Genomic DNA, 22,427 nt, shown 5'->3' on the forward strand with positions numbered 1-22,427 from the left:
TTCCCCCAGAGATAGAAGTGTCAGCGGGCAGGCGTGAGGACCTGGCGGAGGACGTTGAGGTCGAACCGCGCGACGAGCAGGGCGTGGTCGGACACCTCCCGCACCTCGTCGGTCGCCAGGACGTCGAAGCCGATGAGGGCCGGGGCGAGATCGGGGGTGCCGTACATGCGGTCGATGCGCTGAGCCGCCCCCTGGTCGGTGCGCTTCAGACTCGCCGTCGCCGCGAGCGCGCCGGGCCGGCCGAGGGTGGTGGCGGCGTGCAGGCCGAGATCGGTGAAGACCGGATCGCCGCCGGAGAGGATCTCATCCGGCCGGGTGTCCGAGACGCGGCGGCCGTCACGCTCGATGGTGCGGTGCTGGTAGTGGACGCGGTCCGCGACTTTGTCCCAGTCCGGGAGCGCCACGGACTCCAGTGCCGTCTGGTGCGGGTAGCTGTTGGCGTCCATCCCGACGAGGGCGCTCCGGCCGTGGTCGGCGAGCGTGGTGAGCCTCCTCGCCTCGGTCGCGCGCATGTCCGGGTCGAAGTGGCACAGGTGGGCCGACGCCAGATCCAGTGACTTCGGACACCCCTTGAGGCGGACACGGGGATTGCAGATCGGCTTCCACGCCAGGTCGTGCTCGAACTCGCCGTCGACGAGGAACAGGGCGGGATCGACCATCACGCCGACGGGGTTGCGGCTGCGCCCCTCGCGTGGCGCGGCCATAAACGGCGTGAGGCCGCCGAGCCGGTTGGCCTCGGCGTACAGGTCGGCCTTCCCCCGGTCCCACGCGCCGGTCAGCTCCTGGCGCAGCACGATGTGCGGTTCGATGTCGGCGAGGATGTCGCGGGCCAGGTCGCGGTGGTCGTCGCCTCCGCTCGGGCCGCGGCCGTTGTACTCGATGTTCCAACAGACGACGCGCAGTTCATCGGTCACGTGTGGGTTCTCCTTGCTGACGGTCTCGACGGTGGACGGGCGCGGCGGCGCGGTTCACCGGTCGGGGGTGAGAGCTGCATCCGCCTGGGGCAGTTCGAGCGTGACGATGAACGGCAGGTGGTCGCTCAGGCCCCGGGCTTCCTCGGTATCGGGGACCTCGCACCCGGTGAGGGCGGGAGCGAGGTCCGGCGCGAGGAGGATGTGATCCGAGCGGTGGTCCCACCGCTCGGCGTCGCTCCAGTAGCCGGCCGTGCGTGGCACCGGGATGCCGAGCGTCGCGACAGGATCGATGAAGCCTGCGTGCACGAGCTTGGCCATCGCCAGGCGGTCACTGCCGCCGTAGCTGCCGTCGGCCAGTTGCGACCGGTGGCGGGAGTGCAGTTCGGCCGGAATGACTCCCCAGTCCTCCAGCTCCTCGTCGACGACACCTTGGACGTTCAGGTCTCCGGCCAGGACGACGCGCCGGCCGGCGGCGCCGTACTCGGTCAGCCAGTCGGCTTCGCGGGAGCGGCTGCTGCCGCTGAAGGGCGCCAGGTGAGTGTTGAGTACGGTGAGTTCGCGGCCATCCACGGTGAGGTGGGCCCGCGAGACGACGTGGTGGAAGGTGCCTTCTGCGACATCGAGGTGGAACGCCGTGCACCGCACGCGGGGCCACCGGTAGAGCGTGACCAGGTGGCAGTTGTGGCTATTCGACGGGGCGAACTGCGCCTGCATTCCAAGAAGTTCGGCGAAGCCGAGCATGCGGGCGTAGCCGCCCTCGTCCCACCTCTTCGCCTCCTGCAGGCACAGGACGTCCAGGTTCTGCGCCCGCAGGAACTCCGCCTGGGCGCGCCAGCGTTCACCGCCGCCGTTGAGCAGGTTGTACGTACCCAGCCGCACGGTGATGGTCATGCCGCACCGCCGGCAGCCGCCGGGTGGCGGCCGCGGACCGACGCGGCGTGCCGGTTGTCGTGCGGCTGATACATCGCTGCAGACCGGTGCAGGATGGTGCGCATCTGCGCGAAGTCGAACTCGGCACGCAGAGGCAGGTGGTCGGACAGCCGGCGCAATTCAGGGCTGTCGCAGACGGTGAAGCTGGTCAGGGCTGGGGCGAGTTCCGCGCTGAGGTATCCGCGGTCGATGCAGTACCTGGGGCCTTTCGGTCGGCCGGGGTGGTCGCGGTAGCCGGAGCTGGGGGCCAGAGCTTCGGGCTGATCGAGGTGCTCGGCGGCGTGGCGTGCCATCTCGACGTAGCCGGCCGCCAGCAGTTCACGGTCGGGGCGCACGTCTGTGTGCCGCCGGCCGGCGCAGTCGTAGGTGCGGTTGGCGACGAAGGCGTGGTCGGTGTAGTCGTCCCAGCGGATGTCCGTGCCGACGCGATAGCTGTTCCAGTCGCCGAAGATCATGGCCAGCCAGCCGGGTTTGGCGAGAGTGGTGCACCAGCGGGACTCGGTCAGGCGGTGCTCGGGCGACCAGTAGCAGGTGTGCATGCTGACGGCGCTGATCTGCCGGGGGCTGAGGGTGCCGTCAGCGTCGCGGAGGCGGACGGCGAGGTTCGCCGGCGCGTGCCAGGGTGCCCATGCCTGCGGGTATTCCTCCGTGCACACCAGCGGTCCATCGCGGCGGACGAAGATCGCGTTGTCGTTGGAGCTGCCGGGTCGCGGGACAGCGATATGGCCGTCCATGTCCAGGAGTTCCGACACCCGGGCGAGCTGGTCCGGTTGGACTTCCTGCTGGAAGAAGATGTCAGGGCGCTGCTCCTGGACCCAGCGGGCGCCCGCCTCCAGGTTGATGCCCTTCTCCAGATTCCAGTTCAGAACGGTGATCGATTCGTTCATGCCGCGCACCTCTCGGGCAAGGAGAAGGGGATCGGGTCCGCTGTAGCGGAGGTCGATAAGGAGCCGAGCGGCCCGTGGCGCTCGCGGAGGTGCCGGGCCTGCTCGGCGTAGGGAGGCAGGTCAGCGCCGGCCCTTCGGGTGTCGAGCTGCGCGAGGTCGGCGATCGGGTGCGGCTGGAGCTGCCCATCAGAGCGGTACCAGTGCTGGGTGCCGTACAGCTGGGGCTGCCTGGCGTTGACGAGGCAGCGGTCGTGCAGGTGAGCCAGCTGGGCACGAGTGGCTTCACCCGCTGTTACGGCCACTTGGAGCAGTCGCAGAAGCCTCTGCTGAAAAGCCGGATCGTGGTCGCAGTGGACCGCGATACTCACGGCCGCCTGGCACGCGTTCTGGCCCACCGTCCGGCGCCCCGGCCACTGCCTGAGGCTCTCCACGATGCGGTGCAGCGCCACGGCGTTGTCCTGCTGCGCCTTCTGGGTGGCCGTGAGGGCATCTGCTGCCATGCGGACGCGTTCCGGCCCGGGCGTGCGCCACTGCTCTCTGGTGATTTCCACGCGGCTCAGCAGTTCGGCAGCGAACGCGGCGTGACTCGGGCTCGACTCGTACGGCTCGCTCACGGTGTCACCGGCCTGGAGGGTCCTGCCGACCAACGGCCGCGCTTTGTGTTGCCAGTCTGCCCGTGGCGGCACTGAGCCCGCGCAAGCGGAGCCATGGTGGGGGATGAGGGGGTGTTGAAGCTGGCGAAGGGCCCTATGTCGCGGAAGCCCGGGGGCGGCACGCGGACCGTGAGCAGAAGACGTGTCAGCTGCAGCGACACCCGTAGCCAGAGGTCACCGCTCAGGGAGAACCGGGTCTTCACGGCACCGCCCCCTCTGGAGTGGACGGCCGCGCCGTGCCGCCGCAGTGCCCGACCGTCTTTCGGCCTGTCCGGCAGGGTCACCTTGCTCATGAAGCGGGCTCCTTCTCCGCGGACACTGCGGGCAGTACGGGGATCTCCGTGGTGATGAAGGCGTCGAGACTGTCCGCGCGGCACGCATCTGCGGTCAGCAGGACGACCAGTCCGTCGGGCGGGCCCGCCGACCGGTGACGGTTCCACCCGCACTCGTCCACCAGATGACCGATGAGGCGCTCGCCGGCGGAGTCACGGTGGTGGCGAAGGGGGACGGTGCACGCCACCCGGGTGTAGTCACACAGGGCGGCGTAATGGCGGGCCCAGATCGTCAGGAGCCAGCCGATCCTGTAGCCGACGCCTGGGGCGGCAGCGGCGCAGGACAACGCCAGTGTCGGCTGAGCGGTGTCGGAGTCCGTCCACGGCGGCGCGGCCAGAGCGGTCCGATCGAGTTGGAGGCAGGCGACGAAGGCGTTGTCGTCGGTGTCTACAAGGACGGCCATCTCGCGCTCGTCGCGCAAGGAATCGAGTATCGGCCGGGCGCTCTCCGCGGGCAGCTCGCGCTCTCGGCGCCAAGTCATGACCTGGGCGCTGAGCACTTCGTATTCGGTACGTCCGTCCAGGTGACGGATCAGGTACGGAGGTGTGGTGGGGTGCACGGAGCTTCCGGCGGAATGAGGGCTTGGCGCAGGCCCGAGGAGGGTGCCGGGTGCGCCTATGGAGGCGTTGTTGGTCACCGGCTGGCCCTGGGGCGCGGGGCGGCGCGGCGCGGGGTGCTGGTGAGGCCGGACGCAGCGGTGAGCGCGCCGTTGAGCAGCTCGGCGTGGGTGTAGCCGGCGCCGGGCGGGGTGTGCCAGTGCAGGTCGGTGCCGGCGGTGACTTGTGCGGCGGGGATCGTGAGGCGGGTGCCGGGCCGCAGAAGGCGTACCCCGTGACGGGCCCACGGCCCGGGGCGGACGGTGTCGGGGTCGAGGAGGATGTGCCAGCTGCCGCTGTAGGGGTCGGCGAGCACCGGCCCGTGCCCACCGGCGGCCTGTAGTAAGGCGATCAGCGGAGGTGCGAGGGTTGCCGGGAGCCGTACGGCGTCGAAGTGCTCGCCGCACCCCCAGGTACGTAGGCCGCCAGGCGGCGGTACCCACGGCGGCAAGGTGAGGGACGGGGATTCGTACGGGGAGGACGTCAAGCGCATCAATGTGTCCTTGTGGGATCGGGGCTGCAGGAGCGCAGCAGCGACAGCGCGTGGAGGTTCTCGGAGCGGGTTTGGGCGGACGAGGTGAAGCGCCGTCATAGCGCCTTCACCGCCGGGGGCCCGACTGCGTGCGGATCGGAGATCGCCTCTGTCAGCGCGGGTCTGGCGTGGGCGCGCAGCCGCAGACGGACGACGCGTTCACCGGTCGGACTCCGACTGGTCGGCGATCGGGTCTCCCACCCGAGGTCGCACAGGTACTTCAGTAACCACTGGGCTGCCTCATCGGCGGCTCCGGGCTGGCACGGAACATCGCACCAGATCCACATCAGCCGGCTGTTGGCCGCGTAATCGGCAAGCCACAGGGTCATCATCCGTCCGACCTGGCTCGACCCGGCCGTCACCGGGTCAAGGGAGACCAGAAGTCCCGGATCGCGGCCGTCGGCGCCCCAGTGCCGCATCTCCGGATCTCTGTGCAGGACAAGAGCGCCGACGAGGATGCCGCCCTCGTAGAACCCAAGGGCGCCGGCTTCCCGGAGAAGGGCATTGGCGCGATCGGCGGAGACGGTTATGCCCTGTCCAGCGAGCAGGTGGGCGCGGTCTGTGGCCAGGGCCGCGGCTTCAGCGCGAGCGGCGTCGGTGTTGATCGGCAGCACCTCGTATACGGGCGCCGTGGGCCTACGGCCCGTCGGAGATTGTCGCCGGTCGCCGTCATGGAAGCTGCCCTGGGCGCTCATCGGGCGGGCTCCGCCGTAGCCGTTGCTTCGGTCTCGGGCTGAGTGTCCGAGGTGCCGAGAATGCCCCACGTGTGTGCCAGCCCGACCAGGTGGGTTGCGTTGCGGGCGTTCCCTTTGTCCACGGTGGCGTCGATTTCGGCGCGCACGTCGTCGGCCGGCACACCGATGGCATTCCCGATGTCGGCGTTGAGGGTGTGCTTGGCGATGGCCCGTATGACCGTCACTTCGTGCTTGGTGAACGCCGGAACCGTCCCGCTGCTGGCCGGTGGGGGAACCTCCCGGGCGGCGAGAAGGGTGTGGACGAGGACGGCGCGCGAAGATCCCGGGCAGCCCATCTTCTTGCGGGCCGCACCGAGGTGGCTGGCCACGCCATCCACGGACAGGCAGACCTGGCTGGCGATCGCCTTGTTGGACACGCCGTAGACGAGTCGCGCGGCGACGCGCCGCTGGTCAGCAGTGAGGGTCGTGGCGGGCAGGGCGGTGGTCATGTGGAGTCCTGGGTCGGCGATGTTGTGTGACGAACGCGGGGTGGTGGAGGTGCGCCGGCGGGGACGGCAAGCACTGTCTCCGCCGACGCGGTAGCGGCGCCGCTTCTACGCCGAGGCGTGCAGCACGACGGGCAGCGCGGTGACGTCGGTGCCGATGAAGGAGCGCTGCGGCTCGAGGTCCTCGACCTTGCAGGCCAGGGCGATCTGGGGGAACCGCTCGAACAGGGCCGGGAGCGCTACTTCGGCTTCGAGCTTGGCCAGCGGGGCACCCAGGCAGTAGTGGATGCCGTGGCCGAAGGCCATGTGGTCCTTGTCGTCCCGGTCGATGCGGAAGGCCTCGGGATCGTCGTGGACGCCCGGGTCGCGGCCGTGGGCGCCGAAGCCGATCAGGATGGCGTCGCCTTCCTTGATGATGACGCCCTCGCCGAGGTCGATGTCCTTGGTGGCGTAGCGCAGGGGCAGGTGCATGATCGGCGGGTGGAGGCGGAGGGCTTCCTCGATGACGTCGCGCCAGCGCCGGGGGTCGGCCAGAACGGTCGCCAGCTGGTCCGGGTGGTTGAGGAGCTCGCGTACGGCGGCGTTGATGAGGGCGACGGCGGTCTCGCTGCCCGCCCCGATCATCAGGATCAGGGTCGAGATCAGCTCGATGTGGCTGAGCCGGTCACCGTCTTCCTCATGGGCGGCCAGCAGCAGGCTGGTCATGTCCTCGCCGGGGGTGGCCCGTTTGACGTCGATGAGTGTCTGCATGGCCTGGTAGAGGTCGTGCTTGGTCGCTTCGGCCTGCTCCGCAGTGACGTCGGTGGCGAGGACGGAGTCGATGACGCGGAGCATCTCGGGGCGCTGATCGGCGGGAACTCCGAAGAGGTCGCAGATCAGGCGCGTGGGCACCCGGTAGGAGAAGTGGGTGCGCAGATCGACGGGCGCGGTCTGGTCCTGGTGGGCCAGGGTGTCGAGGAGGTCGGTGACGATGGCCTGGAGGACCGGGCGCATCGCTTCGACCCGCCCGGGGGTGAAGGCGCGGCTGACCAGTTGGCGCAGGCGTTTGTGGTCGTCGCCGTCGGCGGTGAACATGCTGACCACGTCGACCCAGGCGTAGAGCCACGGTATGGAACCCGGGGTGTGGGAGGGCCAGGACTTGCGGGCGTCCTTGGAGACATCGGGATGGGTCAGGAGCCGCTTGGCGACGTCTCCGCGGGTGACCGACCAGGCGGGGACATCTTCCGGCATACGGACCCGGACGGCCGGGCCGGCCGCCCGAAGCTCGTCGGCCTGGGCGAACAGACGGCGGCCGCCGCTGCTGTCGAGTGTCACGGTCGCGGTCCGGGCGGGGGTGCTGGTCACGAGGAACCTCCTGCGAGAGCGGCGGTGGGAAGACGGTCTTGCGACTTGGGCCGGAACCTGACGGGCATCGTCTGCGGGCACTGGTGGAAAGGGCCGTGCCGCAGAAGGGGTTCCGGGTCGGTGGAGATCAGCTCCATGTCCCAGAGCTGGTCCAGAACGGTCTCGACACCGGTCTGGACAATCGTGGTCGCCTGGGAGATCGCGGGGCAGCGGTGCGGGCCCGCCGACCAGGCGAGGTGGCTGCGGTTGTCGTACCCGAGGCCGTCGGGGAGCGCCGGGTCGGTGTTCGCTGCCGCGTGGGAGATGAGAACCGGAGACCCCGCTGGCACGTACGCCCCGTGGAGGTAGGTGTCGTGGCGGGCGAAGTGGACGGAGAAGTTCGCCATCGGCGGGCGCTGCCACAGTGCCTTCTCCAGGGCGCGGCGCACGGTGAGAGTTCCGGCGGCGAGGTTGCCGGCGTAGTCGTCGTCGCGCAGGAGCAGGTGAAGGGTCCAGGCGGTGCACGCGGCGGCGGGGATGATGCCGGCGCCGACGGCGCAGAACAGCTGGTTGAGTGCTTCCTCGTCCGTCAGGGCGGCGGCGTGGTTGATCATCCAGGAGGTGAGGTCCTGGCCGGGCTGGGCGCGGCGAATCTGGATGAGCTCGTACAGGAGTCCTGCGAAGTCGGCTGCGCCCTGGGCCGCTTCGGGGCCGGCGCTGATGAGGTCCTGGCACGCGCGCACCATGCGGGTGGACTTCTCGGGCGGGCATCCGAGGAGTTCGGCGAACACCAGCATGGGGAGGATGTCGGCGAAGTCGCTCATGATGTCGGCCTGGCCGTCCCCGATGATCCGGGCGATCAGCGTCAGGGCGCTGCGTTGAGTGATCTCCCTGAGCCAGTGGGGGCTGATGCGGGCGATGCAGTCGTCCATCGCCCAGCGCAGGCGGGCGTGCTCCTGGTCGTCGGTGTAGAGGACCGAGGGACGCCAGGCCATCATGCCCAGCACGGGGCTGTCGCCCGGAACTTCGCCGTTGGCCAGGGCTGCCCAGCGGCGAGAGTCCTTGGAGTACGTGCGCGTGTCGTTCAGGAGGGTGACGGCGGCACGGTGCTGTGTGACGACCAGGGCGTGGACGGTGGGGGCGATTTCGGCCCAGCCGACGGGTCCCTGGCTGCGCAGTTGGTCGTAGGTGGCTTGGGGATGGGCGGCGAAAGCGGCCCCGTGCAGCATGGGGCAGCCGCTCGCGGAGAGCGGGGGCGGCGTGGTCATGAGGCGGGCTCCAGGCTGGGACGGGACAGCAGGTGGGAGACGAGTGCTATCAGCGGAGACTTCGCCGAGCTCTTTTCCCGTACGTCGCACTCGACGAGGGGCGTGGACGGGTGGAGGTCCAGGGCCTTGCGCAGTTCGGATTCGCTGTAGCGGGGGGAGGCCGCGAAGGTGTTGACCGCGACCACGTAGGGCAGATCGGCTTCTTCCATGCGCCCCATGGCGTCCCAGGACTCGGTGATACGCGCCGTGTCGACCAGGACGACGCCGCCGAGGGCGCCCTGCATCAGCTCGTCGATCATGTAGTCGAACCGCGGCTGACCGGGGCCGCCGAACATGTAGAGCACGATGTCGTCGGTCAGGGTCAGGCGGCCGAAGTCGAGCGCGACCGTGGTGGTGTTCTTGTCCGACAACCCCCGCAGTGTGTCGACGATCTCGCCGGCCTTCGTCATCCGTTCCTCGGTTGACGTGGGCCTGATCTCGGAGACCGCACCGACGAACGTGGTCTTGCCGACGGCGAAGGGGCCGAGCACGACGATCTTCACCGAGTGGCTGACACCGGGCGCCAGGTAGTTGCCCTCAGAGGTTGATGAGCGCATCGCGGATCCTCTCCAGCAGCTGTCTGTCGTGCTGCTGAGCGGCGGGTACGGGGTCACGGCTGACGAGGTGGCTGCTGTCGACGAGGGAGGAGACCAGCACCTTCGTCACAGCGGCCGGGAGTTGCAGGTCGGCGCTGACCTCGGCCAGCGACAGCACTCCGGGCAGGCAGTGCTGCATCAGCCGGCGGGAGTGGGCGTCCAGGCCGTGCAGCGGCTTGTCCGGGTCGGCGATCAGCAGAGTGGCCAGGTCCAGGGTGCGGCGGGTGGGCGCGGCCCTTCCCCCGGTCGGGGTGTAGGGCCGCACCATCCCGGCGCGCCGCCGGCCGCGGGGGGTCACGACGTTCCGTACGCTGTCCGCTCCCGGGCGGACAGCGCGGGAGCCAGGCCCTTGATGGCCTTGATCGTCGCCCCGGAGGCGACGGCCACTTCGGGCGCGGTCATCTCCGCGGCGACGGATACGGCCAGCGCGGTGTTGTGCCCGGCTCCGAAGACGAGGATGCAGCGGTTCGGCAGGTCGATGATGACCTTGCGGGGGGTGTCCTCGTCCTCGTTCGCTTCGGCGAGCTCGGCGATGGAGCGGCCGAGGGAGAAGATGCTCGAGGAGCTGGCCCCGGCGCGGTCGGCCACATCGCGGTGGACGCCGTCCGAGTGGGCCAGGACCATGCCGTCGGAGCTGAAGAGGACGGCGTGCAGAACGCCCTTCTCCTCCGCGAGTCGGTTGAGGACCCAGGACATGTCGTGGGTGTCGGCGGTGGGCTGCTGGTCAGGCACGGAACTGCTCTCCTTCGGTGGGGCTGGACTCGTGGTCGCGGATGGTTTCCGCCAGGTGGGCAAAGCCCTGCGTGAACGTCTCGGGGTCCTCGGCAGGCGCTGGCGCGCCGGTGGCTACGGGGGCCGTGGGACGGGGCGAGCGCCTGCGCCGCTGCGGCAGGACACTGCCGTCCGACGGCTCGCCCCGTCGGTCGGCCTGGTCCCCTTCCGGGGGAGCCTCGGTCGGTGAGGCCGAGGCGTGCCCTGGGGTCCGAGAGGCCGCTGCTCGGCGCTCTGCCTGGGTTTCCTCTGCGGTCGGACCGTGTCCGAAGAGTTCCCGCGGGATGCGAAGGACGGCCCGCACGCCGCCGTACGGGGACGTACTGGTGACATCGGCGGCGAAGCCGTACTCGCCGGCGAGGCGGCCGATGACGGCGAATCCGAGCTGGCGTGTGTCCTGCAGAGTCGTCACGTCCAGCACGGTGTGCCGCGACAACTTCCGGGCGGCCTCCTCACGCTGATAGGCGTTCATGTTCAGGCCGCCGTCGTCGACGACGATGCAGAATCCCGTCTGGAACGCCTGCACTTCGACGAAGACCTTGCCGTCGGAGTACGCGGTGGCGTTGGACAGCAGCTCGGTGAGCGCCACCGTGACCGGCTCGACGACACGGCCTTCGAGCCAGGTCTCGCCGCTGCCGGGCTCGTAGGTGTAACTCACCCGCAGATAGGCGTTGATCCGTCCCCGCGCGGATTCGACGACCTCGCCGAAGGTGCAGTCCGCACGCTGCAGACCGGGCCACGAGCCGGCCAGGATGCGCGTGCGCTGGAGGGTGTGCAGGGCCTGGGTGACCAGGTGGTCGAAGCCCATCAGGCTCTGGTGGTACGTCGTGCCTTGGGGGTAGCGGTCCATCTCTTCGACGACGTTCAGCTGGCAGCGGTGCAGGTGCGTCTGCGCCTCGTCGATGATGTCCCGCACTGAGGACCGCGCGGAGAGCCCGATCTGATCGCGGGTGACCGTGAGGGCCTCCTGGAGCAGCCCCATCACGGTCTGATGGCCGTGGTCGATGGGACTGCCGGCGAGACGCTCCTGGCTGAGTCCGGGCACCGGCACGCCACGGTGTCCGCGGGCGAGGGCGTCCACCAACGCGGGCATCCGCACCTCAGCGAAATGCTTCGACTCCGCCTCCATCGCGCCGGCGTATGCGAGCGCGGAATCCCGCTGGGCTTCCAGGGGTGTGACCCGGGCGGCCAGGGCCCGCTTTCTGCGGGCCTGCACTATGAGGCCCACCGATGTGGTGGCGAATCCGCCACCGAGCAGTGCGGTCGCGGTCACCAGCGAATCGAGCATGAGAGGTCCTCGCGCGAAGTGGGGGTCGACTGTGAACGGGCGGGGGCAAGGCCGAAGCGGCCCGCTTCAGGCTGCGGGCGAAGAGCCGTGAGCAGCGGTAGGGACGCATACAGCGGCAGGGGCGCGGAGTAGACGCGGCCCTCGTTGTTGCCGAGTCGGGCCCAGTGGAGATCCTCGGCCGGGCCGGAGCTCAGCGGGGGCACGGCCAGAACTCCGCTGTCGCGGTGGTCCACCGGCCAGGGCCAGCACATACCGCGGCCGGAATGGGGCGGCAGGATCAGTACCCACTCGTTCCCGCGGGCCATCGCGGCGCCCACCGGGTGCGGGTTGATGTGACCCAGCAGGGAGAGAATCCGGCGTGCCGCCAGCTCGGGCATCGCCGCGGTGTCACAGTCGCGGCCGATCTCGACAGCGACCGGGGCGTCGGCGGTGATCGTGTCCGGGAAGAGGTCCGCGATCGCGGGCACCGTGTTCATGCGGCGATCACCGGCCTAGCCGTCCGCTCCAGCTCGCTCATCAGGACGGCACTCTCGATCAGGCCGATCATCGAGAAGGCCTGGGGGAAATTCCCCAGCTGGCGGCCGGACGCCACGTCGTACTCCTCGGCGAGCAGGCCGACGTCATTGCACAGTGCGAGCAGCTGCTCGAACAGGGCCCGGGCTTCCTCCAGCTGGCCGGTGAGCGCGAGGGCGTCGACCATCCAGAAGGAGCAGAGCAGGAAGCTCCCCTCGTCACCGGCAAGGCCGTCGACTCCCACCTGGTTGCCGTCGGTCGGATAGCGGTGGACCAGGCCATCGTCCGTCGAGAGCTCGCCGCGTACTGCGGCGACCGTGCCGATAACCCGCGGGTCGTCCGGCGGGAGGAACCCGGTGCGCGGGAGCAGCAGCAGGGCCGCGTCCAATTCGGTGGATCCATAGGACTGGGTGAACGTGTTCCGCTCGGAGTCGTAGCCCTTCTGGCACACCTCGGCGTGGATGGCGTCGCGGAGCTCGGCCAGTTCGGCCAGGTCAGCGTCGAGGACGCCAGCCTCCACCAGGCGCACCGTGCGGTCGACCGCGACCCAGGCCATGATCTTGGAGTGCACGAAGTGGCGTCGTCCGCCGCGCACTTCCCAAATGCCGTCGTCCGGCTCCTGCCAGCGCCGCTTGAGGTAGTCGACGAGCCCGAGGTGCAGGGTCGCGGTGCGCTCGCACCGAGCGATGCCGTGCACATGGGCCAGATACAGCGTGTCGATGACCTCGCCGGGAACATCGAGCTGGAGTTGGTCGGCAGCGTCGTTGCCTACTCGAACCGGCGTGGAGCCCTCGTACCCGGGCAGCCAGGCCAGCTCCCGCTCGGGCAAATTCCGCTCGCCCAGAATCGAGTACATGATCTGAATGTCGTCAGGGTTGCCGGCCACGGCCCGCCGGAGCCACTGCCGCCACGCCTCGGCCTCCTCGCGGTAGCCGGTACGCAGCAGGGCGGACAGGGTGATCGAAGCGTCGCGGAGCCAGGTGTAGCGGTAGTCCCAGTTGCGTACGCCGCCGATCGTCTCGGGGAGAGAGGTGGTCACGGCGGCGACGATCGCGCCGGTCGGCGCGTACGTCATGGCCTTCAGCGTGATCAAGGAGCGGACGACCGCATCACGGTACGGGCCGTCGTAGGTGCACCGCGCCACCCACTCCCGCCAGAACTCTTCGGTGGCCTCCAACGCAGCCCAGGTGTCCGGGATTTCCGGTGTCGTGAGGTGGTGGGAGGAGTGCCAGCTGAGGGCGAAATTCACCGTATCGCCGGCGCTGACGGTGAAGTGGCTGACCAAGGCGTCTTCCTTTTGGACAGTGTCCACCGTGGCGTCCAGCCAGAGGGCGTCCGGCCCGTCGATGGCAACGGTGCGGCCCTGATGTTCGTAGATCCAGGGCCGGTGCTTTCCGTATCCGAAGCGGGGGCACCAGGCGGATGCGACTTCAACCGTGCCGCTGATCCCTTCGACGATCCGGATGAGCTGCGGGCTGTGGCCGTCACGGGGAGGCATGAGGTCAATGACACGGATGGTGCCGGTCGGGGTGTCCCACTCGGATTCGAGGATGAGTGAGTCGCCGCGGTAGCCGCGTCGGTCCGCATTCGGGGCCGGGGCGCCGTCGGGGCGGGCGGGGCCGATCTGCCAGTAGCCGTGATCCCCGGTTCCCAGGAGGCGGGTGAAAACAGAGGAGGAGTCGAAGCGCGGCAAGCAGAGCCAGTCGATGCTGCCGTCCCGGCAGATCAGGGCGGCCGTCTGCATGTCTCCGATGAGTGCGTAGTCCTCGATACGCCCAGCCATGGAATATCCGTCTCGATAGGTGCGGGTGCTCCCGAGGTCTTGCGAGGCAAGGTGGGGAACAGGGGCGGGTACGGGAGCGGCTCGCTCAGTGCCACGAACCGCGCGAACGACAAACCTGAAGGCGCGGAGGGCGGGGCCGGCTTCGAGCGGCCGCGGCCGGCAGCACTGAGTTCATCGAGCCACAGCCTTCGCTCGAAGGTCGTTCAGATCGACGGCGGTGCAGCCCTGGAGCGACAGCACTTGACGGCTCGCCAGCAGCCAGGGGAGTGCGGGGTCTTCGTAGGAGACGTTGACGAGGTCCTTGCCAGGGACCATGAGCAGTGTCCGCGGGTCGTAGAGGATGCCGGCGACACCCCAGGCCAGCGGCCGTTCGACCCAGGCGGCCACGTGTTCGCGCAGGTGCGGGCAGTGCTTGACCGCGATGAGCGCACACGGTGGGCAGACTGGGGCAGCGGTGGTCAGCTCCCCCTCAGCCACCGGCTGACCGACTTGCTTGAGAACGAAGAGTTGCCGCTCCGGATCCTGCTCCAGGGTGTCGGCGCCGCAGACTTGGCACAGCATCCGGCTCACCGCACGCCGTTGGCGAAGCACGTGGACCTTCGGGAACAGCGCTCGGCCCGATCCGGGGGCGATGGACTGCCTGACCCACAGCACCCCGTCCGCGTCGCGGTCGTACGGCATCTCGTCCGCGAAGCCGATACCTCGCCCGCTCGGGTGACGTACCACGGCGGGAGTCCGGTGATTTTCCCCGCTCCACGCGGCGATGTACGGCACCGGAAGACCCCCTTGTTCGTGCTGGGTCCTGTTCATGCTGCGGCGCTCGTCAACCGGTGCGGAGCGACGATCTTGCCGTTGGGAAGGATCTCGCCGGTGTCGAAGAGGAGGACACCGTTGCACAACCGGCACCAGCCCTGTTCCGGGTGGGCCGCGACCACGACGGCGGCCTCGCGGTCCGCGGCCTCGGCGGAGGGACAGGTGGGCTTGTGCTGGCACATGGTGAGTCCTCGGAAGAATCGGCATTGGGGGAGGAGCGATTGGCTATCCGGCAGAGGGACCGGCTGCCGTGGGGGAGCACTCACCACGGCAGCCGGGAGGCAGCAGCACTACGGCCCTGCGCCTCGCTCCGGTCTTCCGGAGGCTGCGGTGACGGGGTGGCACCGGGTGCCTTCGGGATAGGACTCGGAGCCCGAGGGCGGGCGCTGGCGTACGGCGTTCACGGGGGTGTACTGCCGTGCGGCGGCGCGCGCCCCGCTCGTGGGGTGGTCGACTGCGGACTTCGCCTCTGCCTTGGCGCCTGCTATGAGGTGTTGTGCGGTCTCGGCCAGCAGGATCAGGTGCACCCGCGAGCCCATGTAGTCGGACGGGGCGGCGCTGGCGAGGAGCGCGAGCCGACGCGGCCCGCCCGCTGCCAGCGCCAGCGCCGGCAGATGCTCACGGAATACGGCCACCATCTGGTCGACCTCGCCCTGGCAACGGGGAAGAGGTTGGGACGGGTCTCCCAGCACCTGGTGGATCAGGGGGGCAACGATGTCGCCGCCGCCGCGTAGGGGGCGTCCGAGGCGAAGCAGCCGAGACGCAAGCCGTCGGCCTGCCGAGCTGGCCGCGCGGACTTCGCCATCGAACTGGGCGCCAACGACCGGCGGGACGAGAGTGATCACGACTACCTTTCCGTGGGCAGCGAGGCGGAAGAACTGCGAATAGCGTTGCCGCTCATTGGCAAGTTCCGGTAGCGAAAACGGCCCCCACTTCTCCCCACTTCGGCCGTGCGGAGAACGGGCTTGATTTCCACTCGGCCCCCATCGAGGAACGGACAATCGGGTGGAAGTCGGTCACCGCTTCCGGTGGTGATGCTGGTCTCGGAACCCTTGTGGCTGAAGATCGACTTGCTAGCCCACTTCACCCCACTTCTCCGGAAGTGCTTGACGGGAATTCGTCACCAGTGATAGCGGCGAGCGAACGGGATGATCGGACATCAGATCCGAATGCTCGGCATTAGGCCAGGTAGGAGCGGTTTTCTTCACGCTTCCCGCCTCCAGTCGCCCGCCGGACGGATGGCGGTGACGTCCTTATCGACGGATCGCAGCACAAGAGGAGTGCGTGAATCTCGCTCTTCTGTACGACGTCATCCACATTGGTGCCTCCTCCCACTTCGGAAGTAGGCGGGGGAGCCGGAGAAGTGGGGAGAAGTGGGGACGGGTTTCGCTATCGCCTGCGCGGCGACTTGGGCCACGGTATTCAGCAGGACTTGCCAGTCCGTGCCCCCGGGCATCGTGAATGCAGCGAGGAGTGATCCCCGTGCTTGGTTCCACCAGCACTGCCTTGCCATGTGGCCAAGGCCGCGACGGCGGCAGCCCCGCTACACACGCTGCGATCGACCTCTGCGGCCTTGACGCCCCGCAGAGCGCCGCCCGCCGCATAGTCCGCGAGGCCCTGGCGGGGCGAGCTGACGACACGTACACGGACGACGTGGTCCTGGTGGCCGACGAGTTGGTGGGCAACGCCCTCGAGCACGCTGGAGCGGCCCTCGACATCTCCCTCGACGTGTACGACTGGGGAGTGACTGTCCAGGTCCGGGACGGCGGTGAGGACACAGCGGCGGTGCCCGGGAAACCCCCGGCTGCCGATGAGGACGACGAAGGCGGGAGAGGCCTGTTTCTGGTGGATGTACTGGCGAGCGCCTGGGGAGTCCAGGGCGACAGCATGGGGAAGCGCGTGATCGCGGTCTTCCTCTACCGAGCGGGAGACGCTGACCGATGACACCGAGCGACCTCGCACCCCGCCGTCTGGCCCGGGACCTGACGGTGCTCCCGCTGGGCGTTAGCAGCGGATCCTCTCGCTGGTCGCCCAGCGCCGTCCAACCAGACGACGCACGACTGCTCGACGGGCTGCGCCGCGCCCTGGAGGCCGGCGCTGGTGAGGTTGAGGCGCCGCTGTTCGACACGGCTGACAGTCACCGGTGCGGCCACGCCGAGAGGCTCATAGGCAAAGTCTTGAAGGAGTATCGGGGCCCGAAGGTTCAGGTCGCCAGCAAGGTCGGCCGGGTCCAGGGCTCCGCTCCTCATCCCTATGCCGGACCGCGGGTCCGGCACCAGCTGGAACAGACTTTGGAGAATCTGTACCTGGACGAGTTGGCCCTCTACACCCTTGAGTCATACGACTTCGGTCTCGGGGACCGATACCTCGACCCGGTCATCGAGCAGATGCGGGCGCTGCGCGACCTCGGCCAAATCCGCGCTGTCGGTCTGCGTGGCCCGGGCTTCCGCTCCTCGGTCCGCTCGGTGCGACGCTTCCTGGACCTGTTCGACCGGATCCGCCCGGACGTGGTCTGGACGCAGGCTAGTGGCCTGCTGCCGCTGGCCGACCTTGGTGAGGGGGAGGACCTCGGCGCCTTCACCGCGCGCCGCGGTGTCGGCTTGGTGATTGCCTCGCCGCTGGCCCATGGTGCGTTGGCCGGGGGCCGCACAGACCGCGCTGTGGCTGCTTGGGGCGGCTCGGCGGTCAACTGCGCGCAAGCGATGGCGTCAGCGATCACTCACGGCCTCGCAGAGCTGGCAGGCCAGTTCGGATCGTCCCCTGATGCTCTGGCCCGAGTGGCCGTGCGGTTCCTCCTTCAGCAGGTGCAGAACGCTGTGGCGGTCGTCGGCGTCAGCGACGACCAGACGGCCGTGAACGGCCACCACTTCCTCGGCCAGCCGTTGTCCGAGCACGAGCTCGCGGAAATCGGCGGAGTCTTCTCCCGCATCCGGAGCGTGCTGATCCAGCCCGAGGGTCGCGCCCCGTCCGTGGAGGTCAACGTGTGACCGGCCGAGTGGCCTGACGCACTGCTCAGAGAGCAATTCCGTTGCGGAGGTAGCGCGGGACGCCGTCGCCAAGAACCGCCCAGGCCTGGGCAGCCCGAGCCCGCTGGCGGTCCGGTAGCAGCGGCAGGGCTTCTGAGACCTCGAAGAAGCGGTGCTCCGCAATCTCTTCATCGCTGGGCTTCAGTTCGGCGGCCTGCTGTGGTGACAGGACACCGGCGTCGAAGACGAAGCCGAGAAGGTCGTCCCACGGTCCGTGGGGTTCGACCCAGTCGACACACAGGAACCGCAGGCCGGCCACTGTGAGACCGAGCTCTTCGCGGAGTTCCCGACGAACGGCGTCCTCGGGTGCTTCGTTGCCCTCGGCCATGCCACCGGGAAGATCCCACCCGTCCTTGTAGGTCGGGTTCACCAGAAGCAACCTCCCGCCCTCGTCTCGGATCAGGGCGTCGGCGGCGGCCCGTTTCCGAGCCTGCTGTGCGTTTCCCTCGGCCAGATAGGCGTCACGGCCGGGATCACCCGGCATGGGTGCATGGTTCACTGCGGACCTTCCGGGAGCACAAGACTGCTGAGCAGCAATCTACGGTGCTGGGCCGAGGCGGTCATCTGCGACAGGAGCTCACGGACCTCGGGCGCCTGCCGGTGCAGGTCGAAATCGGCTTGCAGAGCGTCGAGTTGCCTGCTCAGTCGCAGTGACGTCACCGACTGGCAGGCGCTCAGCAGATCCATGCCTACCGAGCACGCCGCGTCCAGCTGCCCTTGTGAGAGCAGGACTCGAGCCAGCGTGACCTGACCGAAAGCCCTGCTGCGGACCCGGCTCGCGTCCCGTAGCGCCAGGGCGCGCTGCGCCTCCTTGGCTGCCGCCTTGAGCGCGCCGAGATCCAGGAGTACGGAGGCGGCCTCGCTGGCAAGCGCGGCTTCGTCGAACGGCGCCACCCACTGGGGCGCGGGCACGGTGTGTGCGAGAGCTAGGGCTTCGCGTGCACTGTCTAGTTTCCGCTGCGCCTCACGTTCGGCGTTGAGTTGAGCGAGGGCTCTCGCCTCCATGGCGTAGAGACGAGCGGCAAGGGTGGGCACTGGCGAGCCAGTGGCGAGGCGAGCGAGCCCGCTGCGGGCAAGCTCTGCGGCGGCGTCGATCTGATCGGTCTGCAGGGCCAGGTGGCTCATGCCGGCCAGTACGTTCGCGCCCGCGGTCACGTCGGTAAGGCTCTGCGCCAGCCGTAGGGCGCGGTCAAAATGTCCAGATGCCATGTCGTCCCGCCCGGCGTCGTGGGCCATCCAGGCTGCCATCTCCGTGAGTACGACCGCTGCACCGAATGCGCTCTCGCCGTCTTCGCGACTGTCCGCTGCGCTGAAGAGGCTCGGGGCGATGACTGTATTGAGGTAGTGCACCACGGACCGGTAGACGTGGCCGCCGCCGAGCTGGCGGTCCGCGAGCCGGAAGGAATTCATGGCGGCTAGGTGCGGCGACGCCGCCAGGTGGATCCCCGTCGGCGCGGCCGCTCCGACATGGACCTGTGGTCCGGCTTCCGGCGCCAGTGGACCGAACAAGTGCTCGGCCGACTGCTGGAAGAGGTGCTCTAGAACTCGGCATGTCGCCTGCCGGGGCAGCCCCTTGATGTCCCCAACCATCCAGCGATCCCATGTGGACCGCGAGACGTACACGGAAGCGAGGGAGGGATTGCCGTCGAGTCGGGCCGCCTCCTTCGCCGCCCGCTCGAAGTGGAGCGTGAACGTCTCGTAGATGCGCATGCGGTGGGCCTCGACCACCTCCGGGAAGCGGATCACCCTGCGCATCGTCATCCGCCCTCAGCTTCCGGTGCCGAAGCCGAGGAGGGGTACGTCATACAGCTCTGCGCTTCGTTGTCGTGTCAACGCCGGTCCCTCGGCGGCTCCGGTGACTTCGATGATCGGAATCTCGCAGATGAACTGCACTTTCGCGCCGAGTAGGTGCGACACTCGCCCCTCGGCCGACTTCCCCTTGATGCCGGCCGCGACGTGGATGTGAGGGGCCAGGCAGTCCTTCTCCGTGTCCCATGCGAGCGTTCCGCCGCCGAGTGCTTCGAGCGTCTCAACCCGGATCTCCTCCCACAAGGGGGCTTCGGGATCGGCGAGGGGTTCGCAAGAACCGACCAGCCGGGCCGAGCGGAGACCGCCGACGAATGTGGGGATGTACCCGGCTCGGATGCCCCGATCAGTGCAGAACTCGGTGAGGCCGTCCAGGAGGTCTTCCCCGTGGTCGAGGGCAAGCATGAACTGCCTGCCGGTGTGGACCTGGGCGTAGCGCATGGTCAGAGTCGTCCTTTGGCTGGTCGGGAGCGAGTCAGGAGTAGTCGAGGAACGCCTTTGCGATCTCTGGGTGGGGCGTGCCTGCGGCCACGTGGGCGATGAGGAGCAGACGGGCCTTATATGGGTCGAGTGCGCCCGCACTGATCAAGCCGCGGGCCAGCAAGTCGCTCTCGGAGCCGGGGAAGGCATAGGTCGAGGTGAGGACGGGGCCGGTGCCGATACGCGATGCGAGCACGACGGGCATCACGGCTGCCAGCGCTTCCAGCCGACTGCACCACGTCTCGGGGACGTGGCCGGCGCCGAACGCGGCCACCACCAGGCCGGCGACTTTGTCCGCCAGACCCTCCAGCAACGTCCCGCTGCTGCCCAACGACGCGGCAACGATCTCCACCTGCGGCAGGCCGCCGATGGGCAGCGGTACGGGTGCAGTCGGACTCAGCGAGCGGTGGAACCGCGCTGCCCCTTCCACGACGTGTCCGAGCGGCCCGGTGCCCGGGGAATTGAAGGCTCCAGGGCTGGTCGTGTGCATCTTTCGAACGTGGCGGGCGGCATGAATTTCGTCGCCCAGGACGACGAGGACACCCGTTCCCCGAGCCTCCGCACTCACGGCGGTCTGGACGGCTGCGAGAAGATTCGCTGGGCCGTCCGCTCCCGCCGTCGCGGCATTGCGCATCGCGCCCGTGAAGACCACCGGCGTGGTGCCTTGGTAGTAGAGGTTGGTTAGGAACGCGGTCTCCTCAAGGGTGTCGGTTCCTTGAGTCACCACGACGCCGTCGACCCCCTCGCCGTCGGCCTGTTGCAGTCGACCCACGAGGCTGACGATGTCGTCGACGTCCAGGGAGGCACCCGGCATCTGTCGGAAGTCCTCCACGGTTGCCTCGGCTACGTCTTGGAGCCCGGGCACAGCGCTAACCAGGTCTGAGCCGGTCAGGGTCGGTGTGACGCCGGCTGCCGCAGCGGTGCGCGTCATGGCGATGGTGCCGCCCAGGGTGAGTACCAGAACGGTGCTGTTCGGGGCACGATCAGCGGAGAGCACGGAAGACCTTTCCAGCGGGGTGATAACGCGGACGGGTTCATCGGGACGAGGAGAGCTTGCCGAGAAAAAGCAGGGTCTCATCCAGCGCTTCGACGGTCAGCAGACGGCTGCGGGGGCGAACGAGACCGGCGACGCCGTACTCGCCCAGAGCACGGCACCGGTCAGTCAACCAGCGCCAATCCAGGCCCAGGTAGCCCGCTAGTGATCGCAGACGCGTCTCCGAGTCCTCGCCCACCAGAACGTCGGCTTCCTGCGCGTCAGCGAAAGCGGTGGCGTACGTGCGCAGCTCTCCTCGGGCCGAGGTGCTGCCAGCAGCCCACAGCGCTCCGCCAGGGACCCGCACCCAGTTGGCAACGACGGCTCGCTGGCCGGGGATCAGGGCCACTCCGTCCACCTCCGAGTACTCCGGGTTCGGCACCACCCTGGCCCGGATGCCGCAGCGCTCCATGAGGGCGATCGCCAACAGCAGCAAGACCTTCTCGTATGTCTCAGACCGCGCCACCTCGGTCTCGGGCAGACAGAAGACCCGGACGGTCTGCGCTGCGGTCCCGTGGAAACGTTCGAGGGATTGGAGGTAGTCGAGTTTGTGCTTGAAGAACAGCCAGCAGGCCGCCTCTTCGCCGCTCTGCTCACGCGTCCAGAAGATCGGGACCGTGTTCGCATCGGCTAGCTCCTGCTCGATGTGTCGGGCGCAGAAGGCGGATCCCATCCAACTGCTGCCGACGGCGGTCAGGTCGACGAGCAGCTGGCTCGGCGCTGATCGGGGCAGGGACAGGTAGGTGTCAAGGAGGTGCTGCTCGGCGTCAAGCGTCTGATCATCGGACAAGAGGCCGTCATCGAGCTGGGTGAGCGCCCAGAGGATGCCATAGGTGAGGTCGTCCAGGAGGTAAGCCGAGGGAATCGACAAACCTCCCACAGCTGGCGGTCCCGGCAGCGCGGGCCTGCGAGCAGCTATGGCGTCGCGGACGTACAGGTTGAAGTCGTCTTGACGTTCTTCGACACCTACAAGAAACCCGCGGCGCGCCGGCCGTAAGAACCGCTCCAGCTGGTACAGCCCGTCCTGGCTCAAGTCACGAACGTCGGCCTCGTCGCCTCGCCTGACGACGGGAAGAAGGTGCACCGCGGCGCTGGTGCCATCCAGACGTTGGCGTCCAGCGATTTCCCAGATGCCCGCCGGACCGCCAGCGGGGAGCAGCAAGTTGGACGTGGGCCAGCGCGAACCGATCCGTGCGGGGACCGACTCCAGCCCCCCAGCTGGCTCGCTCGCGTGGGGTGCCGGGCTGAAGAGTTCTTCGACGGTGTGCCCGAACATGCGCTCCAGGATCTGCGCCGCTTCGCCGCGGGGCCGGCCGTACCAGGTGCCCGAGGCCCATCTGTCGAACGTCGTGCGCCCGACGCTGGCCGTGGCGAGTCGACGGTTGCCCTTCTCGGGGGCGAGCTCCCGGCCAGTGGCGGTGAAGTGGATGCAGAACGCTTCCCAGCCGAGTAGGTCGCGGTCTCTCAACAGGAGGCTGAACAGCGTCCGACGCATCGCGGCGGCCCCTCCCTGGGCGTGTACGGGCAGCAGAGCAGCGGGACGGTCTCCACGCATGGCGACAGGTGCTGCACACTTCGTGACCCTGGCTAGGATGCTCCCTCGGGTGAGCGCTTAGCAATATGGTCGAGCAAATTGCTCGACCATATTGCTTGTAGGCAGCCC

The 22,427-nt window shown here is 68.8% G+C and carries 26 protein-coding genes; 2 read left to right on the forward strand and 24 right to left on the reverse strand.

Annotated elements, in window-relative coordinates; all coding sequences use genetic code 11:
• Nucleotides 1-20 precede the first annotated feature (20 nt).
• From B9S61_RS38460 to B9S61_RS38550, 19 genes are all read right to left on the reverse strand, one after another.
• On the reverse strand, nt 21-914 hold the full coding sequence (locus B9S61_RS38460) for an endonuclease/exonuclease/phosphatase family protein (RefSeq protein ID WP_103546304.1): 894 nt from the start codon (nt 912-914) through the stop codon (nt 21-23).
• 54 nt (nt 915-968) lie between these two features.
• Nucleotides 969-1,805, reverse strand: a complete 837-nt coding sequence (locus tag B9S61_RS38465) for an endonuclease/exonuclease/phosphatase family protein (RefSeq protein WP_103546305.1) — start codon at nt 1,803-1,805, stop codon at nt 969-971.
• Complete coding sequence (locus B9S61_RS38470; RefSeq protein WP_103546306.1) at nt 1,802-2,731, reverse strand: endonuclease/exonuclease/phosphatase family protein; 930 nt, start codon at nt 2,729-2,731, stop codon at nt 1,802-1,804. The genes B9S61_RS38465 and B9S61_RS38470 overlap by 4 nt, the downstream gene beginning before the upstream one ends.
• Nucleotides 2,728-3,345, reverse strand: coding sequence for a DUF6624 domain-containing protein (locus B9S61_RS38475; RefSeq protein ID WP_103546307.1), 618 nt, complete (start codon nt 3,343-3,345; stop codon nt 2,728-2,730). The genes B9S61_RS38470 and B9S61_RS38475 overlap by 4 nt, the downstream gene beginning before the upstream one ends.
• 328 nt (nt 3,346-3,673) lie before the next feature.
• The gene (locus tag B9S61_RS38480) at nt 3,674-4,198 is read right to left on the reverse strand and encodes a hypothetical protein (protein WP_229878000.1); all 525 of its coding nucleotides are present in this window, start codon (nt 4,196-4,198) and stop codon (nt 3,674-3,676) included.
• A 152-nt stretch (nt 4,199-4,350) separates the two neighbouring features.
• Nucleotides 4,351-4,806 (reverse strand): hypothetical protein, encoded by a 456-nt coding sequence (locus tag B9S61_RS38485; RefSeq protein WP_103546308.1) that lies wholly within the window; start codon nt 4,804-4,806, stop codon nt 4,351-4,353.
• Between the two features lie 95 nt (nt 4,807-4,901).
• On the reverse strand, nt 4,902-5,459 hold the full coding sequence (locus B9S61_RS38490; protein WP_234372661.1) for a hypothetical protein: 558 nt from the start codon (nt 5,457-5,459) through the stop codon (nt 4,902-4,904).
• A gap of 77 nt (nt 5,460-5,536) precedes the next feature.
• Complete coding sequence (locus tag B9S61_RS38495) at nt 5,537-6,028, reverse strand: LuxR C-terminal-related transcriptional regulator (RefSeq protein ID WP_006378671.1); 492 nt, start codon at nt 6,026-6,028, stop codon at nt 5,537-5,539.
• 105 nt (nt 6,029-6,133) lie between these two features.
• Nucleotides 6,134-7,369 (reverse strand): cytochrome P450, encoded by a 1,236-nt coding sequence (locus B9S61_RS38500; protein WP_006378757.1) that lies wholly within the window; start codon nt 7,367-7,369, stop codon nt 6,134-6,136.
• Nucleotides 7,366-8,616 carry a cytochrome P450 gene (locus B9S61_RS38505; RefSeq protein WP_006379265.1) on the reverse strand — a complete coding sequence of 417 codons (1,251 nt, stop codon included), beginning with the start codon at nt 8,614-8,616 and terminating at the stop codon, nt 7,366-7,368. The genes B9S61_RS38500 and B9S61_RS38505 overlap by 4 nt, the downstream gene beginning before the upstream one ends.
• On the reverse strand, nt 8,613-9,212 hold the full coding sequence (locus B9S61_RS38510; RefSeq protein ID WP_103546309.1) for an ATP/GTP-binding protein: 600 nt from the start codon (nt 9,210-9,212) through the stop codon (nt 8,613-8,615). The genes B9S61_RS38505 and B9S61_RS38510 overlap by 4 nt, the downstream gene beginning before the upstream one ends.
• The gene (locus tag B9S61_RS38515; RefSeq protein ID WP_006378932.1) at nt 9,193-9,519 is read right to left on the reverse strand and encodes a DUF742 domain-containing protein; all 327 of its coding nucleotides are present in this window, start codon (nt 9,517-9,519) and stop codon (nt 9,193-9,195) included. Before B9S61_RS38515 ends, B9S61_RS38510 begins: the two co-directional genes overlap by 20 nt.
• Nucleotides 9,520-9,545: 26 nt before the next feature.
• The gene (locus B9S61_RS38520) at nt 9,546-9,983 is read right to left on the reverse strand and encodes a roadblock/LC7 domain-containing protein (protein WP_006379036.1); all 438 of its coding nucleotides are present in this window, start codon (nt 9,981-9,983) and stop codon (nt 9,546-9,548) included.
• Nucleotides 9,976-11,310: a sensor histidine kinase gene (locus B9S61_RS38525; protein WP_103546310.1), complete on the reverse strand. Its 1,335-nt coding sequence runs from the start codon at nt 11,308-11,310 to the stop codon at nt 9,976-9,978. The genes B9S61_RS38520 and B9S61_RS38525 overlap by 8 nt, the downstream gene beginning before the upstream one ends.
• Nucleotides 11,292-11,786 carry a hypothetical protein gene (locus tag B9S61_RS38530; RefSeq protein ID WP_103546311.1) on the reverse strand — a complete coding sequence of 165 codons (495 nt, stop codon included), beginning with the start codon at nt 11,784-11,786 and terminating at the stop codon, nt 11,292-11,294. The genes B9S61_RS38525 and B9S61_RS38530 overlap by 19 nt, the downstream gene beginning before the upstream one ends.
• Nucleotides 11,783-13,606 (reverse strand): glycoside hydrolase family 15 protein, encoded by a 1,824-nt coding sequence (locus B9S61_RS38535; RefSeq protein ID WP_103546312.1) that lies wholly within the window; start codon nt 13,604-13,606, stop codon nt 11,783-11,785. The genes B9S61_RS38530 and B9S61_RS38535 overlap by 4 nt, the downstream gene beginning before the upstream one ends.
• Nucleotides 13,607-13,777: 171 nt before the next feature.
• On the reverse strand, nt 13,778-14,416 hold the full coding sequence (locus B9S61_RS38540) for a hypothetical protein (protein WP_146065045.1): 639 nt from the start codon (nt 14,414-14,416) through the stop codon (nt 13,778-13,780).
• Nucleotides 14,413-14,601 (reverse strand): DUF5999 family protein, encoded by a 189-nt coding sequence (locus tag B9S61_RS38545; protein WP_103546314.1) that lies wholly within the window; start codon nt 14,599-14,601, stop codon nt 14,413-14,415. Before B9S61_RS38545 ends, B9S61_RS38540 begins: the two co-directional genes overlap by 4 nt.
• Before the next feature lie 108 nt (nt 14,602-14,709).
• Nucleotides 14,710-15,057 (reverse strand): hypothetical protein, encoded by a 348-nt coding sequence (locus B9S61_RS38550; RefSeq protein WP_103546315.1) that lies wholly within the window; start codon nt 15,055-15,057, stop codon nt 14,710-14,712.
• Between the two features lie 844 nt (nt 15,058-15,901).
• Between B9S61_RS38550 and B9S61_RS38555 the strand changes: the two genes are divergently transcribed.
• Both B9S61_RS38555 and B9S61_RS38560 read left to right on the forward strand, forming a co-directional pair.
• On the forward strand, nt 15,902-16,363 hold the full coding sequence (locus B9S61_RS38555) for an ATP-binding protein (RefSeq protein ID WP_258040110.1): 462 nt from the start codon (nt 15,902-15,904) through the stop codon (nt 16,361-16,363).
• Entirely contained in the window at nt 16,360-17,406 is a 1,047-nt protein-coding gene (locus B9S61_RS38560; protein ID WP_103546317.1) for an aldo/keto reductase, read from the forward strand. Before B9S61_RS38555 ends, B9S61_RS38560 begins: the two co-directional genes overlap by 4 nt.
• Nucleotides 17,407-17,431: 25 nt before the next feature.
• Here B9S61_RS38560 and B9S61_RS38565 read toward each other — a convergent pair whose 3' ends face one another.
• From B9S61_RS38565 to B9S61_RS38585, 5 genes are read right to left on the reverse strand one after another with little or no spacing between them, the layout of a single operon-like run.
• On the reverse strand, nt 17,432-17,929 hold the full coding sequence (locus B9S61_RS38565; protein ID WP_103546318.1) for an NUDIX hydrolase: 498 nt from the start codon (nt 17,927-17,929) through the stop codon (nt 17,432-17,434).
• Nucleotides 17,930-17,940: 11 nt separating this feature from the next.
• Nucleotides 17,941-19,206 (reverse strand): hypothetical protein, encoded by a 1,266-nt coding sequence (locus tag B9S61_RS38570; protein WP_247194674.1) that lies wholly within the window; start codon nt 19,204-19,206, stop codon nt 17,941-17,943.
• A gap of 6 nt (nt 19,207-19,212) precedes the next feature.
• Nucleotides 19,213-19,692, reverse strand: a complete 480-nt coding sequence (locus tag B9S61_RS38575; RefSeq protein ID WP_103546319.1) for a PPC domain-containing DNA-binding protein — start codon at nt 19,690-19,692, stop codon at nt 19,213-19,215.
• Nucleotides 19,693-19,726: 34 nt separating this feature from the next.
• Nucleotides 19,727-20,728, reverse strand: coding sequence for an asparaginase (locus B9S61_RS38580; RefSeq protein ID WP_103546320.1), 1,002 nt, complete (start codon nt 20,726-20,728; stop codon nt 19,727-19,729).
• Between the two features lie 37 nt (nt 20,729-20,765).
• The gene (locus tag B9S61_RS38585) at nt 20,766-22,259 is read right to left on the reverse strand and encodes a hypothetical protein (protein ID WP_103546321.1); all 1,494 of its coding nucleotides are present in this window, start codon (nt 22,257-22,259) and stop codon (nt 20,766-20,768) included.
• Nucleotides 22,260-22,427: the final 168 nt, after the last annotated feature.

Origin of the sequence: Streptomyces sp. SM1 (assembly GCF_002910825.1) — a bacterium.
Classification (GTDB): Bacteria; Actinomycetota; Actinomycetes; order Streptomycetales; family Streptomycetaceae; genus Streptomyces; species Streptomyces okerensis.